This is a genomic window from Ruegeria alba (genome assembly GCF_022321465.1).
Classification (GTDB): domain Bacteria; phylum Pseudomonadota; class Alphaproteobacteria; order Rhodobacterales; family Rhodobacteraceae; genus Ruegeria_B; species Ruegeria_B alba.
In genome coordinates this window covers 53,237-67,043 of sequence record NZ_JAKOEM010000020.1, presented here as the reverse complement: position 1 = coordinate 67,043, position 13,807 = coordinate 53,237, and the positions used below count along the sequence as shown (strand labels likewise).

12 protein-coding genes are annotated in these 13,807 nt (G+C 67.3%); 4 read left to right on the top strand and 8 right to left on the bottom strand.

Features of this window, described 5'->3' with window-relative positions; all coding sequences use genetic code 11:
- Window positions 1-126: 126 nt before the first annotated feature.
- From MB818_RS17850 to MB818_RS17840, 3 genes are read left to right on the top strand one after another with little or no spacing between them, the layout of a single operon-like run.
- Window positions 127-702 carry an ImuA family protein gene (locus MB818_RS17850; RefSeq protein WP_238905921.1) on the top strand — a complete coding sequence of 192 codons (576 nt, stop codon included), beginning with the start codon at window positions 127-129 and terminating at the stop codon, window positions 700-702.
- Window positions 617-2,095 carry a Y-family DNA polymerase gene (locus MB818_RS17845; RefSeq protein ID WP_234137519.1) on the top strand — a complete coding sequence of 493 codons (1,479 nt, stop codon included), beginning with the start codon at window positions 617-619 and terminating at the stop codon, window positions 2,093-2,095. Before MB818_RS17850 ends, MB818_RS17845 begins: the two co-directional genes overlap by 86 nt.
- The gene (locus tag MB818_RS17840; protein WP_238905919.1) at window positions 2,092-5,397 is read left to right on the top strand and encodes an error-prone DNA polymerase; all 3,306 of its coding nucleotides are present in this window, start codon (window positions 2,092-2,094) and stop codon (window positions 5,395-5,397) included. The genes MB818_RS17845 and MB818_RS17840 overlap by 4 nt, the downstream gene beginning before the upstream one ends.
- 88 nt (window positions 5,398-5,485) lie before the next feature.
- Here the strand turns inward: MB818_RS17840 and hisG are convergent, their stop codons facing one another.
- The 4 genes from hisG to MB818_RS17820 all read right to left on the bottom strand — a co-directional run bounded on the left by hisG (window position 5,486) and on the right by MB818_RS17820 (window position 9,640).
- Complete coding sequence (hisG, locus tag MB818_RS17835; RefSeq protein WP_234176527.1) at window positions 5,486-6,178, bottom strand: ATP phosphoribosyltransferase; 693 nt, start codon at window positions 6,176-6,178, stop codon at window positions 5,486-5,488.
- Window positions 6,175-7,263 carry an ATP phosphoribosyltransferase regulatory subunit gene (locus tag MB818_RS17830; RefSeq protein ID WP_238905918.1) on the bottom strand — a complete coding sequence of 363 codons (1,089 nt, stop codon included), beginning with the start codon at window positions 7,261-7,263 and terminating at the stop codon, window positions 6,175-6,177. The genes hisG and MB818_RS17830 overlap by 4 nt, the downstream gene beginning before the upstream one ends.
- Window positions 7,260-8,747, bottom strand: a complete 1,488-nt coding sequence (hisS, locus tag MB818_RS17825) for a histidine--tRNA ligase (RefSeq protein WP_234162715.1) — start codon at window positions 8,745-8,747, stop codon at window positions 7,260-7,262. The genes MB818_RS17830 and hisS overlap by 4 nt, the downstream gene beginning before the upstream one ends.
- 89 nt (window positions 8,748-8,836) lie before the next feature.
- Entirely contained in the window at window positions 8,837-9,640 is an 804-nt protein-coding gene (locus tag MB818_RS17820; RefSeq protein ID WP_234215994.1) for a crotonase/enoyl-CoA hydratase family protein, read from the bottom strand.
- A 103-nt stretch (window positions 9,641-9,743) separates the two neighbouring features.
- On the opposite strand from MB818_RS17820, the gene MB818_RS17815 reads away from it, so the two are divergent.
- Complete coding sequence (locus MB818_RS17815) at window positions 9,744-9,938, top strand: SlyX family protein (RefSeq protein ID WP_234137513.1); 195 nt, start codon at window positions 9,744-9,746, stop codon at window positions 9,936-9,938.
- Between the two features lie 13 nt (window positions 9,939-9,951).
- Here MB818_RS17815 and MB818_RS17810 read toward each other — a convergent pair whose 3' ends face one another.
- From MB818_RS17810 to MB818_RS17795, 4 genes are read right to left on the bottom strand one after another with little or no spacing between them, the layout of a single operon-like run.
- Entirely contained in the window at window positions 9,952-10,950 is a 999-nt protein-coding gene (locus tag MB818_RS17810) for an ABC transporter ATP-binding protein (RefSeq protein ID WP_234137512.1), read from the bottom strand.
- A complete protein-coding gene (locus tag MB818_RS17805; RefSeq protein WP_238905917.1) occupies window positions 10,951-11,940 on the bottom strand; it encodes an ABC transporter ATP-binding protein in 990 nt (329 codons plus the stop codon).
- A complete protein-coding gene (locus MB818_RS17800) occupies window positions 11,940-12,827 on the bottom strand; it encodes an ABC transporter permease (protein WP_238905916.1) in 888 nt (295 codons plus the stop codon). The genes MB818_RS17805 and MB818_RS17800 overlap by 1 nt, the downstream gene beginning before the upstream one ends.
- Complete coding sequence (locus MB818_RS17795) at window positions 12,824-13,801, bottom strand: ABC transporter permease (protein ID WP_234142888.1); 978 nt, start codon at window positions 13,799-13,801, stop codon at window positions 12,824-12,826. The genes MB818_RS17800 and MB818_RS17795 overlap by 4 nt, the downstream gene beginning before the upstream one ends.
- Window positions 13,802-13,807 lie beyond the last annotated feature (6 nt).

Genomic DNA, 13,807 nt, shown 5'->3' with positions numbered 1-13,807 from the left:
CACCTCTCCGATTGGGTCGTCTGCCCGTGAAACCGGCGCGTTCCGCGCGCCGGTTTTGCCATTTTCGGCCCCGGCGCCGGACCGAGACTATTTGAACCCGGCACCGCCTGTGGTTATTTTTGATCCATGCCGTCCCTGAACGCCTCCTTTCCCCTGCGCCCCGGTCGGGTGCACGAAGCCTGCGGCCCCCTGGCCGTGGCCATGGCCGCCGTCACCGCCGTCCAGGTGAGCGGCCTTCTGTGGCTGCGCGAGAGCTGGCGGCCCGAGCTGATCAACCCGCTGGGGCTGGCCGATTATTTCGACCCCGCGCGGCTGCTGCTGGCCCAGACCAGGGACCAGACCGATACCCTGGCCGTGGCCGAGGAAAGCCTGCGCGACGGCGCCCTGCCCCTTGTGGTGATCGAGCTGACGGCGCCGCTGAGCCTGACCGCCGGGCGGCGCCTGCAACTGGCGGCCAAGGATGGCAAGACGACCGGATTGTGCCTGATCCCCGAGGGCATGGGCAGCAACGCGGCCGAAACCCGCTGGCATTGCGCCCCGGTTTTCGACCCATCGGACTCGACTCTGATGCGGTGGGAAATTATTAAGAACAAATCAGGAACATTGGGGGCCTGGCATGTTCGATGGAATAGGGCGTCGCGTCGTCTCGATCTGGTTTCCCCGGTTGGCCAGCGACCGGGCCCTGCGGGCGCGTCCGGTTGACGGCCCCTTTGCCCTGACATTGAAACAGGCCAATGCGGACCGGCTCTATTGCCTCGATACCGGGGCGGAGCGGGCCGGGCTGCATCGCGGCATGGCCTATGCGGATGCCCGCGCCTTTTGCCCCGATCTGCAAACCCGGCCTGCGGATCCGGCGGGCGATGCGCGCTTCCTGCGGATGCTGCGCCGCTGGGCCACGCGCTATTGCCCCTGGGTCGGGCTTGAGGGGCGCGACGGGCTGGTGCTGGACATCACCGGGGCGGCGCATCTGTTCGGCGGCGAGGCGATGCTGCTCTCCGACATGCGCCAGCGCCTTGCGCGCGCGGGGCTGGCCGCCCGAATCGGGCTGGCCGACACGCGTGGCGCGGCCTGGGCGCTGGCCCATCACGGCGAGGGCTGCGCCGACCCCGGCCAGCCGCTGGCGGCGCTGGACCATCTGCCCGTCGCCGCCCTGCGCCTGGGCGAGGACACCGTCACCGGCCTGACCCGCCTGGGCCTGCGCAAGATCGGCGAGCTCGAGCGCACCGCCCGCGCGCCGCTGACCCGCCGTTTCGGTCCCGAACCGCTGCTGCGGCTGGATCAGGCGATGGGGCGCCAACCCGAACAGATCTCGCCCCTGGCCGAACCGCCCCATTACGGGGTTCGCCTGACCCTGCCCGACCCGATCGGCCTGTTCGATGACGTGATGGCGGGCACCGGGCGCCTGCTCGACCAGCTCTGCGCCCGGCTCAAGACGCAGGAGGCGGGCGCGCGCAGCCTGTGCCTGACCCTGCGCCGGGTCGATCAGGAGGCGCAGACGGTCGAACTGCGCCTGGCCCGCCCGCTGCGCGATGCCGCCCGTATCCTGCCGCTGTTCGAACGTGGCGTGCGCGAGGTCGACGCGGGCTATGGCATCGACCAGATGCGGCTGGAGGCGACCCGGGTCGAGCCGCTGCCGGTGCGCCAGCTCAGCCATGTCTCCTCGGGCCGGGCCGACCGGCTGGACGACCTGATCAGCCGGATCGGCACCCGGATCGGGCTGGAGAACATCCAGCGGTTTCTGCCCGTCGACAGCCATATCCCCGAACGCGGCTTTACCATCGCCGCCGCGGCCTGGTCGGAACCAGAGGGGAGCTGGGCATCGCCCCGCCCGCGCCCGATCCTGCTGTTCCCGCCCGAACCCCTCGCCGCCACCGGCCCGCGCCCGCCCGAGCGGTTCCGCTGGCGGCGCATGTCGCTGAGCACGGCGCGCGTCACCGGACCGGAACGGATCGCCCCCGAATGGTGGCTACCCGACGAGAACTGGCGCAGCGGGGTCCGCGATTACTGGCATGTCGAGACCCGGCAGGGGCGGCGGCTGTGGCTGTTCCATACACCGCAGAACCCGGGCTGGTTCGTACAGGGGGAATTCGCATGACCTATGCCGAGCTTTGCGTCACCACCAATTTCACCTTTCTCACCGGCGCCTCGCATCCCGAGGAGATGGTGACCCGCGCCGCCGAGCTGGGCCTGCATGCCATCGCCATCACCGACCGCAACTCTCTGGCCGGGGTGGTGCGGGCCTATGCCGCGCTAAGGGAGTTGCGGCGCGAGGCGGACGAAGCCATCCGCATCCGCTCGCAGCACCGGATCGATTCCTGCTCGCGTCAGGAGGTCGGGCATCCGCAGCCGATCGCCCGGCCCGAGGTGCCGCGCCTGCCCCGGCTGATCACCGGCTGCCGCCTGGTGCTGCGCGACAGCCCGCTGCACTGGATCGCCCTGCCCCGCGACCGCGCCGCCTATCAGCGGCTGACCCGGCTGCTGACCCTGGGCAAGCGGCGGGCGGAAAAGGGCGAATGTCACCTCGATCTGGCCGACCTGCTGGCGGGCTGCACCGGCATGATCCTGATCGCACTGCCGCAGGGGCGGCTCGACGGCGCCCTGCCCCATCTTCAGCAGGTACAGCGCCGCTTTCCCGGTCATGTGTTTCTGGGCGCGGCACCGCGCTATGACGGGTCCGATCAGGCCTGGCTGGCCGCCTGCGCCCGGCTGGCCCTGCGCAGTTCGGCCCCGATGGTGGCGGTGGGCGATGTGCTGATGCATCGCGCCAGTCGCCGCCAGCTGGCCGATGTGCTGACCTGCATGCGCGAGCATATCACCATCGACCAGATCGGCACCCGCGCCCTGCCCAATGCCGAACGCCGCCTCAAGGGCCATGCCGACATGGCCCGGCTGTTCCGCGACCACCCCGCCGCCCTGCGCCGCACGCTGGACATCGCCGCCCGGTGCAGTTTCTGCCTGAGCGAGCTGAGCTATGAATATCCCGACGAGGTCGCCGAGGGCGAAACCCCGCAGGCCCGGCTGGAGCGGCTGACCGCCGAGGGGATCGTGCGCCGCTATCCCGGCGGCGCGCCGCAGCGCGTGCATGAACTGGTGGCCAAGGAGCTCAAGCTGGTCGCCGAACTGGGCTTTCCCGCCTATTTCCTGACGGTGCACGACATTGTGCAATTCGCCCGCTCGCAGGGCATCCTGTGCCAGGGGCGCGGCTCGGCGGCCAACTCGATCCTGTGCTATTTGCTGGGCATCACCGATGTCTCGCCCGACCAGATCGCCATGGTGTTCGAGCGCTTCATCTCGAAATACCGGGGCGAGCCGCCGGATATCGACGTCGATTTCGAACATGAACGGCGCGAAGAGGTGATCCAGTGGATTTACCGGCGATACGGCCGGCATCGCGCCGGCCTGTGCGCCACGGTGATCCATTTCCGCTCGCGCGCGGCCATTCGCGAGGTGGGCAAGGTCATGGGGCTCAGCCAGGACGTGACCGCCAGCCTCTCGGGCCAGATCTGGGGCCAGTCCAATGGCGGCGCCGATCCTGCGCGGATACGCGAACTGGGCCTTGACCCCGAGGACCGGCGGCTGGCGCTGACCATCCGCCTGATCGGCGAGATCATCGGCTTTCCCCGCCACCTGTCACAGCATGTGGGCGGCTTTGTCATCACCCGCGGGCGGCTGGACGAACTCGCCCCGATCGAGAATGCCGCGATGGAGGACCGAACCCTCATCGAATGGGACAAGGACGATATCGACACGCTGGGCATCCTCAAGGTCGATGTGCTGGGCCTGGGCATGCTGACCTGTATCCGCAAGGCCTTTGACCTGATGCGCCAGCACGAGCAGCGGCACCTGACCATCGACACCGTGCCGCAAGAGGACGCGACCACCTATGACATGCTCTGCGCCGCCGATGCGGTGGGCGTGTTTCAGGTGGAAAGCCGGGCGCAGATGAATTTCCTGCCCCGGATGCGGCCGCGCACCTTTTACGACCTGGTGATCGAGGTCGCCATCGTCCGTCCCGGCCCGATCCAGGGCGGCATGGTGCAACCCTATATCCGGCGCCGCCAGGGGCTGGAAAAGGCCGACCCCTTTGGCCCGGAACTGGCGGCGGTCACCGCGCGCACCCTTGGCGTGCCGCTGTTTCAGGAACAGGCGCTGCAAATCGCCGTGGTGGGCGCGGGCTATACGGCGGAAGAGGCCGACCATCTGCGCCGCTCGCTTGCCTCGTTCCGCCGCATGGGCACGATCGGCGCGCATCGGGACAAGTTCATCGCCGGTATGCGGCGCAAGGGTTATAGCCAGGAGGTAGCCGAACGCTGTTTCGGCCAGATCGAGGGTTTTGCCGATTACGGCTTTCCCGAAAGCCACGCGGCGGCCTTTGCCATGCTGGCCTATGTCTCGGCCTGGCTGAAATGCCACCACCCGGCGGTCTTTGCCTGCGCGCTGCTGAACGCGCAGCCGATGGGGTTTTATGCCCCGGCCCAGATCGTGCGCGATGCCCGCGACCATCAGGTCGAAGTGCGCCCGATCTGCGTCAATGCCAGCGACTGGGACAACCGGCTGGAACGCCGCGCCGACGGGGCGCTGGCCCTGCGGCTGGGCTTTCGCCAGATCAAGGGGTTCCGCGAAGAGGATGCCGGCTGGATCGTGGCGGCCCGTGGCAATGGCTATCCCGATCCCCAGGCGCTGTGGCTGCGCGCCGGTGTGACACCGGCGGTGCTGGAACGGCTGGCCGAGGCGGATGCCTTTGCCGATATGGGGATCGGGCGGCGCGACGCGCTCTGGCAGGTGCGGGCGATCCGGGGGCAGGCGCCGCTGCCCCTGTTCAACGATCCGCTCGACGGCGAGATCATCCACGAGCCGCAGGTGGCCCTGCCCGCCATGCATCTGGGCGAGGAGGTGGTCGAGGATTACGTGTCGATGCGCCTGACCCTGCGCGCCCACCCGATGGAGCTGCTGCGCCCCGCGATCCCCGGCCTGACCCCCCATGACAAGCTGGCCACCGTGACCGCCCACCGGGTCAGCGTCTGCGGCCTTGTCATCACCCGCCAGCGCCCGGGCACCGCCTCGGGGGTGATCTTTCTGACACTCGAGGATGAAACCGGGGTCAGCAACGTGGTGGTCTGGCCCAAGATCTATGAACAGTTCCGCCGCATCGTGATGGGCGGGCGGCTGTTGCGCGTGACGGGGTACCTGCAACGCGAGGGGATCGTGGTGCACCTGATCGCCCAGCGGATCGAGGATCTCTCTCCCCGACTCGCCGATCTGGGCCATCCTCTGGACAGTGCAGTTGGCCAGACCACACCGCAGACCGACAGCGCCCCCCGCCCGCGCCCGCAACCCCGGGCCATGCACCCCAGGGAGCAGGCCAAACGCCTGTTTCCCAGCCGCGATTTTCACTGAGATCCCGCCCCTTCATTTCGCCCGAAATACTCCGGGGGCGCCTACAAAATTCGACGAATTTTGTAGGCGGGGGCAGCGCCCCCTTCCCCTATTTCGCCAAACGGTCCAGCAACAGCTCAAGCACCTGCTTGTCCGCGGCCTCCAGAGGCGCGGTGCGGCTGCGCCAGAGCGTTGCCTGGCTGCGCAGGATCAACCCGTCGCTCAGGATCTTCAGGTGGTTGGCGCGCAGGGTCTCGCCGGTCGAGGTGATGTCGGCAATCGCCTCGGCGGTCTCGTTCTTGACGGTGCCCTCGGTCGCGCCTTGGCTGTCGACCAAAGTATAATCGGCCACGCCCGCAGCGGTCAGGAATTCGCGTACCAGCCGATGATACTTGGTGGCGATGCGCAGGCGGTGACCGTGCCGGGCCCGAAACCCTGCCGCCGCCGCATCCAGATCGTCCAGCGTATCCACATCCGCCCAGCAGGCGGGTACAGCGATGATCAGGTCGGCCTGGCCAAAGCCAAGCTGGGCCACTTCTTGCAGTTGCTGATCCCAGAGCGGCAGTTTCTCATGCACCAGATCGGTGCCGGTAACGCCCAGATGAATACGCCCCGCCGCCAGTTCGCGCGGGATTTCCCCCGCCGAGAGCAGCACCAGCGACACGCCTTCGATGCCATCGACGCGGCCCGCATATTCGCGGTCTGACCCGGTCCGGCTGAGCGTGATGCCGCGCTTGTCGAACCAGGCAAAGGTCTTTTCCATCAGGCGCCCCTTGGACGGCACCCCAAGCTTCAGGCTCATGTCTCGGTCTCCGTCAGCAACAGCATCAGGCCCGGGCGCAGCACCCCGCCCACGGCCGGAATTTCGGCCCCGTTGCCCAGCCGCCGGGTCAGCGCGTCATAGCGCCCGCCGGTGGCGATAGGCGGCAGGTCGGGCCGCCGCTCGGCATAGAAACCAAAGACGAAACCGTCATAGTATTCCATCGAAGTGCGCCCATAGGAGGCCTCGAAGTCGAGCCGGTCCACATCGACCCCGCGCGCCCGCAGGGCGACGATGCGTGCCTCCAGCCGGTCGAGCGCCGGATTGATCTGCGGCAGGTCCACCGCGATATCGCGCAGGTGTTCCAGCGCAAAGGGCATGGTCTCGCGCACCGACAACAGCGCATCGAGCCCGGCCATTTCATTGTCCGAAATGGGTGCGGCGGCGGCATCTGCGCGCAGGACCGCGATCCGCGCCTCGACATCGGCGCGGTCACGCTTGCCGATCTCTGGCGCGCCCCCGGCCAGCGGGTCAGCGGCGGCCAGCAGTGCCGCGCGCGCGGGTGGCACCGGTGTCCGGCCTGCATAGCGGTCGAGCAGCGCTCGAAACCGGCGCGGGCGCCAGATATGGCGCATCAGCGCCGCCTTGCGCGGTTCAGTGGTTCTCAGCCCGGCCACGGCGGCCATCAGGATGCCGATATCGCCGGTGGCCGCGCGCAATGCCAGACCGTCGAGCGCCTGGGAGATCAGGGCGAACACCTCGGCATCGGCGGCGGCGGGGTTGGTGCGGTCGAATACCTCATACCCCACCTGGATATATTCATTGGCGCGGTCGGGGTCATGCTCTTGCCGCCGGAACACCTCGCCCGCATAGGTGTAACGGGCCGGTTCGGCGCCGTGTTCCATGTGCTTCTGCACCACCGGCACGGTGAAATCCGGGCGCAGCATCTGCTCGCCCCGCAGCGCGTCCGAGGTGATATAGGCGCGGGCACGGATATCCTCGCCATAAAGGTCGAGCAGGGTTTCGGCCGGTTGCAGGATCGGCGTTTCCACCGCCTGCGCGCCTGCCGCCTCGAACCGCGCGCGCAGCTGCGCGGCCTGCTCCAGAATACGAGCGCGGGTGATCATCCCGCCTGCTCCGCCAGAATCTCGCGCACCTTGGCCACCAGATCGGAACGGGCGACCTCGTATTGGCTGGGGCGCTCCTTCCATTCTTCCAGCGTGGCATTGGCAGCGATCTGCGCGCCCAGGATCAGGTCCTTGATCTGCACCACGCCATTGGCCTTTTCATCGCCGCCTTCGATCACCGCAATGGGCGAGTTGCGCTTGTCGGCATATTTGAGCTGGTTGCCGAAGTTCTTGGGGTTGCCGAGGTAGACCTCGGCCCGGATACCGGCGTTGCGCAGCTCGGCCACCATCGCCTGGTAATCCGCCATGCGGTCGCGATCCATCACCGTCACCACGACGGGGCCATGCTCCACCGCCTGAATGCGGCCCTTCTCACGCAAGGCCGCCAGCAGGCGGTCAACGCCGATGGAAACACCCGTTGCCGGGACTTCCTGACCGGTGAACCGCTTGACCAGATCGTCATAGCGACCACCGCCCGACACCGAGCCGAACTGCCGCTTGCGGCCCTTTTCGTCAAAGATTTCAAAGGTCAGCTCGGCCTCGTAGACCGGTCCGGTATAATACCCAAGGCCGCGCACGACCGAAGGGTCGATGACGATACGGTCAGAGCCGTAGCCACCTGCGGCCAGCAATTCGCCGATCTGTTCCAGTTCGTCGATGCCCTGTACCCCGATCTGGGAGGCGCCCACCGCCGCGCGCAGGTTGGCCACTGTGGCGGCCGCATCCGCACCCTTGGAGGTCAGGAAAGCCAGAACCGGCCCGGCCTGATCGTCGCTCAGACCGACACCGTCGATGAACGCGCCCGAGGCGTCGAGCCGTCCTTTGCCCAACAACTCGCGCACGCCGTCGGCGCCGACCTTGTCGAACTTGTCGATGGTGCGCAGCACCGCGTCGCGCTGACCCTCGTCGGCCAGGCCCATGGTTTCGAGCACCCCGTTCAGAACCTTGCGGTTGTTCACCCGCACCACATAGTCGCCGCGCGGGATACCGACGGTTTCCAGCGTGTCGCTGAGCATGGCGCAGATTTCCGCATCGGCGGCCATGGAGGCGCTGCCCACCGTATCCGCATCGCATTGATAAAACTGACGATATCGGCCCGGGCCGGGCTTCTCGTTGCGCCAGACCGGCCCCATCGCATAGCGGCGGTAAGGCGTCGGCAGGTCGTTGCGGTGCTGGGCATAGACGCGCGCCAGCGGTGCGGTCAGGTCATAGCGCAGCGCCATCCAGTCGCCCGCGCCGTCATCCTCGGATTCCTGCCAGGCAAAGACGCCCTCGTTGGGGCGGTCGACATCGGGCAGGAACTTGCCCAGCGCCTCGACCGTCTCGACCGCGCTCGATTCCAGCGCCTCGAAGCCGTAGCGATGATAGACCCCCGCGATGGTGCGCAGCATTTCGGTGCGCTGGGTCACCTCGGCGCCGAAATAGTCGCGAAAGCCCTTGGGCGTCTCGGCCTTGGGGCGGGGCGTTTTCTTGGGCTTGGCCATGACGGGCGTCCTCGGGCGGTCGTTGTTCCGCGCGCGGTCTAGCCCATGGCCCGCCCCGGGGCAAGGCGCAGCACCGCCGCAGAGCGGGTTCAGATATCGGCGAAATCGCCACCGCGCCCCTTGCCCGCGGCAAAGCGGGCGGCCCCGGCGCGGCCTTCGGCGGCAAAGGTGGCGGTCGAGCGCCATTCGCGGCGCAGCGCTGCGGCCAGCTCCGCGGGTTCCATCCGCGCGGACAGGTGATCGGCCAGCATGCAGGCCTGCGGAAACCGGGTCAGTGCGTGGGCCAGTTCCTGCGCCATGGCCAGCGCCTCCCCCTCGAGGCAGACGCGGTTGGCAAAGCCCATGGCCAGCGCCTCGTCGGCCTCGACCGCGCGCCCGGTCAGGATCAGGTCGCTTGCCCGCCCCTGGCCCAGCAGGCGCGGCAGGCGCACGGTGCCGCCGTCGATCAGCGGCACGCCCCAGCGGCGGCAGAACACGCCCGTCACCGCGCCCTGGGCCATGACCCGCAGATCGCACCAGGCGGCCAGTTCCATGCCGCCCGCCACCGCCGGTCCCTCGATCGCGGCAATCACCGGTTTCGACAGCATCAGGCGTGAGGGGCCCATCGGGCCGGGGCGCGGATCGCCCATGGGGTCGTTCCAACCCGGGGGCAGGTCGAGCGCGCCAATCCAGGCATCCGCCGCGCCGGAACCGGCCGTTTTCAGGTCGAAGCCTGCGCAAAAGGCGCCGCCCGCCCCGGTCAGGATGGCGACGCGCTGGTCGGGATCACCCTCGAAATCCAGAAACGCCTGATACAGCGCGCGTGCCGTGTCGGGATCGACCGCGTTGCGCGCCTCTGGCCGGTTGATGGTGATGGTGGTGACGCCCGGGGCGTTGTCGATGATCACGCTCATGTCTGTTCTCCCTGCCGCAACTGTCGGGCTGTCATGGCGGGGCTGGCAAGCGTGACGTTGCGCCTGTATGGGAGGGGGCACACCACTGTGAAAGGACCGTGACATGACGCATCTCGAAGAACGGATCGCGCATCTGACCCGCACCGTGGATGAATTGAGCGACGTGGTCGCGCGCCAGCAGGACGAGATCGACCGGCTGACCCGGCGGGTCGCGATGCTATGGCAGCGCGAGGCCGACCGCGCGCAAGAGGGCAGTGGCGGCGTGATCCTGGGCGACGAGCGCCCGCCGCATTACTGAGCCTCGCGTCGGGTCACAGCGGGGCGGTTCCGTCCTCTTTCACCAGATGGCAGGCAACGCGCTGACCGCCGGCAACCGTGCGCAACTCTGGCTCGGCCTCGCGACATTGCGGTTGCGCCACCGGGCAGCGATTGGCGAACCGGCACCCGGGCGGCAGGTTCACCGGATCGGGCGGGTCGCCCGGGATCAGGATGCGCCGCGTCGCCGCCCGCCGCGCCTTGTCGACCGAGGGCACCGCAGAGAGCAGCGCCGCCGTATAGGGATGCAGCGGGTTGTTGAACAGGCTCAGCCGGGGGCCATGTTCGACGATCCGGCCCATATACATCACCGCGATGGAATCGCACATGTGCTGGACCACGCCCAGATCGTGGCTGATGAAGAGATAGGTCAGCCCGAATTCCTTTTGCAACCGCCTGAGCAGATTGAGAATCTGCGCCTGAACCGCCACGTCCAGCGCCGAAACCGGCTCGTCGCAGATGATCAGCTCGGGCCGGGTCGCCAGCGCCCGGGCGATGCCGATGCGTTGCCGCTGTCCACCCGAAAACTGATGCGGGAACAGCCGTTTCTGCTCGGGCCGCAAACCGACCTGAACGAACAGCTCGTCTATCACCTTTTGCTGTTCATCGCGCGGCATGTCGGTGAGGCTTAGCAGTGGTTCGCGCACCACGTCCTCGGCCCGCTGGCGCGGGTTGAGGCTGGAGTAAGGGTCCTGAAAGATGAACTGCACCTTGCGGCGGACCTGGCGCAGGGCCTCGCCCTCAAGCCCCAGGATATCGGCCCCGTCCAGCTCGACCCGGCCCGAATGCGCCGCCACCAGCCGCGCCACCGCCAGCGCAGTGGTGGTCTTGCCCGAGCCGCTCTCGCCCACGATGGCCAGCGTCTCGCCCCGCGCCAGCGCAAAGCTGACGCCGTCGACCGCGTCCAGGAACTGTTTGCGGCCAAAGACGCCGCCACGGCGCACCGCGAAACGAACGGTCAGGTTTTCGACGTCGAGAAGGGGCCGGTCGGTCATTTACAGCGTCTCCGCATGCCAGCAATCGGCCAGCTGTCCGTTGTCAAACGCCATTGCCGGGGGGCGCTGGCGCAGGCATTGCTCGGTCCGATAGGCGCAGCGCGAGGCAAAGAGGCAACGATCCTGCCCGAATTCGCGCAAGCCAGGCACGATGCCGGGCACCTCGGTCAGGTCGGGGCGGTCCTCGGTCAGGGTTGCCATGATATGGGGCACACACGAGATCAGCCCCTTGGTATAGGGGTGGCGCGGATGCTCGATGATCTGGTCCACCGGCCCGATCTCGGCATTTCGCCCGGCATACATGACGATCATCCGTTCGGCCATTTCCGCCACCGCCCCCATGTCATGGGTGATCAGGATGATCGAGGTGCCGGTGTCGCGCCGCAGATCGCGCAGCAGGTCAAAGATCTGCGCCTGCACCGTCACGTCCAGCGCGGTGGTCGGCTCGTCCGCGATCAGGATCTTGGGACGGCAGGCCAGCGCCATGGCGATCATCACCCGCTGGCGCTGTCCGCCCGACATCTGGAACGGGTAATCGCCCGCCCGCGCCCGCGCGTTGGGGATGCGCACCGCGTCCAGCAGGTCGGCTGCCAGGTCACGGGCAGCGCGGGCCGACAGGCCCTGATGGGCGCGCAGCACCTCGGCGATCTGCTCGCCCACCGTATAGACCGGGTTGAGTGAGGTCATCGGCTCTTGAAAGATCATCGAGATCTCGTTGCCGCGAATGTCGCGCAAACGGCTGTCGCTGGCCGCGGTCAGGTCCTCGCCCTCGAACAGGATGCGGCCCGAGGCGACGCGGCCCACCCCCTCGGGCAAGAGCCCCATGATCGCCAGCGCGGTCATCGACTTGCCGCAGCCGCTTTCGCCGACAAAGCTGATATTCTCGCCATGCCCCAGCTCAAAGGACAGGTTGTCGATCACCGGCGCCACGCCCGCGCGGGTGGTCAGCTCGATCCGCAGGTTTTCGACCTTGAGCAGTGCTTCGGTCATCAGCGCGCCCTCAGTTTCGGGTTGAGCGCATCGTTGAGCCCATCGCCCACCAGCGAGATGCACAGAACGGTGACAAAGATCGCCACGCCCGGAATGGTCACGGTAAAACTGGCATCCAGGAAATAGGTCCGGTTCGAACCGATGATCTGACCCCAGCTGACCACGTTGGGATCGGTGAGGCCAAGGAATGACAGCCCCGCCTCGAACAGGATGGCAGATCCCACCATCAGCGCCGATTGCACGATGATCGGCGGCAGCGCGTTGGGCAGGATCACCCGGAACATCAGCTTGGCGTTTTTTGCACCCGAGGCGCGGCTGGCGGTGACATATTCCAGCTCGCGGATGCGCAGGAACTCGGCCCGGGTGATGCGCGCCACGGCGGTCCAGCTGACCACGCCGATGGCAACGGTGATCATCGGCAGCGAGGCCCCGAACAGGGCCACGATCACCATCGAGAACAGCAGCGTCGGCAGCACCTGAAAGAACTCGGTAAAGCGCATCAGCGCCTCTTCGACCCAGCCGCGATAGAACCCGGCCAGCGCCCCCACCGTGACGCCGATGAAGATCGAGACAAAGGCGGCGGACAGGCCGATGATGATCGACACCCGCGCGCCGCTGATGATCATCGCCAGCAGGTCCCGGCCCAGGTAATCGGTGCCCAGGATGAAATCCCAGTTCTCGCCGGGCTGGGTGAAGGGGGCCCAGACCATGTCATAGGGATCGCGGCCATACAGCGCCGGACCGATCACCGCCAGCACGCAGATCAGCACCAGCAGCACCAGCGCCACAAGCGCGGCGTGGTTGCGGCGGAACATCTCCCAGGCCTCGGTAAAGGGATGGCGGGCCTGTTCCGGGGCCTCTTCGGGAAGGGTCACGGGTTCGCTCATCTCTTGCCCCCCACGCGCGGATCGACCAGGCGCAGGGCCAGATCGGTCAGCAGGTTGCCCACGATCACCACCAGTGCCGAAAAGAACAGGATGCCCAGGATCAGCGGCGTGTCGCGGGCCAGGATCGACTGAAAGGCCAGCGTGCCCAAACCCGGCCAGGAAAACACGGTTTCCACCAGAACGGCACCCGACACGACGGCCGAAAGTTGCAGCCCCGCCAGCGTGATCACCGGCGACAGCGCGTTTTTCAACGCGTGTTTATAGACCACCTGACGCGGGCTCAGCCCCTTGGCCTTGGCGGTGCGCACATAGTCCGAGCCCAGCACCTCCATCATCGCGGCACGTGACAGGCGCGAATAGAGCGCCAGAAAGATCGAGGCCAATGTCAGCATCGGCAAGACCAGATGATGGGCGATATCCAGCGCCTGTACGAAAAAGCCGCCTTCGATGGTGACATCGCGCATACCGGCCACCGGGAACAGCGGCACCATCAGCGAGAACACCACCAGCATTAGCAACCCGGTCCAGAACACCGGCGCCGAATAGCCGAACAGCGCCAAGAAGGTCACGAAATGGCTGAGGATGCCATTGGGTTTGCGGGCCGAGAACACGCCCAGCACCACCCCCACCACCAGCGCCAGCAGCTGTGCCGAGATCACCAGAAGCAGTGTCGCCGGCAGGCGGCTGAGGATCAGGTTGGTGACCTTGTCGCTGTAGAAATAAGAATAACCCAGATCGAATTGCAGCACATTGCCGATATAGCGGCCAAGCTGCACCAGGAACGGCTGATCCAGCCCGTATTCGCGCCGGATCTGCTCCAGCGCCTCGGCGTCGATGCCGCCTGCCGCCTGGGCGATGGTATCGGCCACATCTCCCGGCGCCGCGTGCATCAGCGAAAAGTTCAGCACCAGAACCGCGATCAGCAGGATCGCCGCGTAGAGGATACGTATCAGGGTGACGCGCAGAAAGTTCACCAGAGG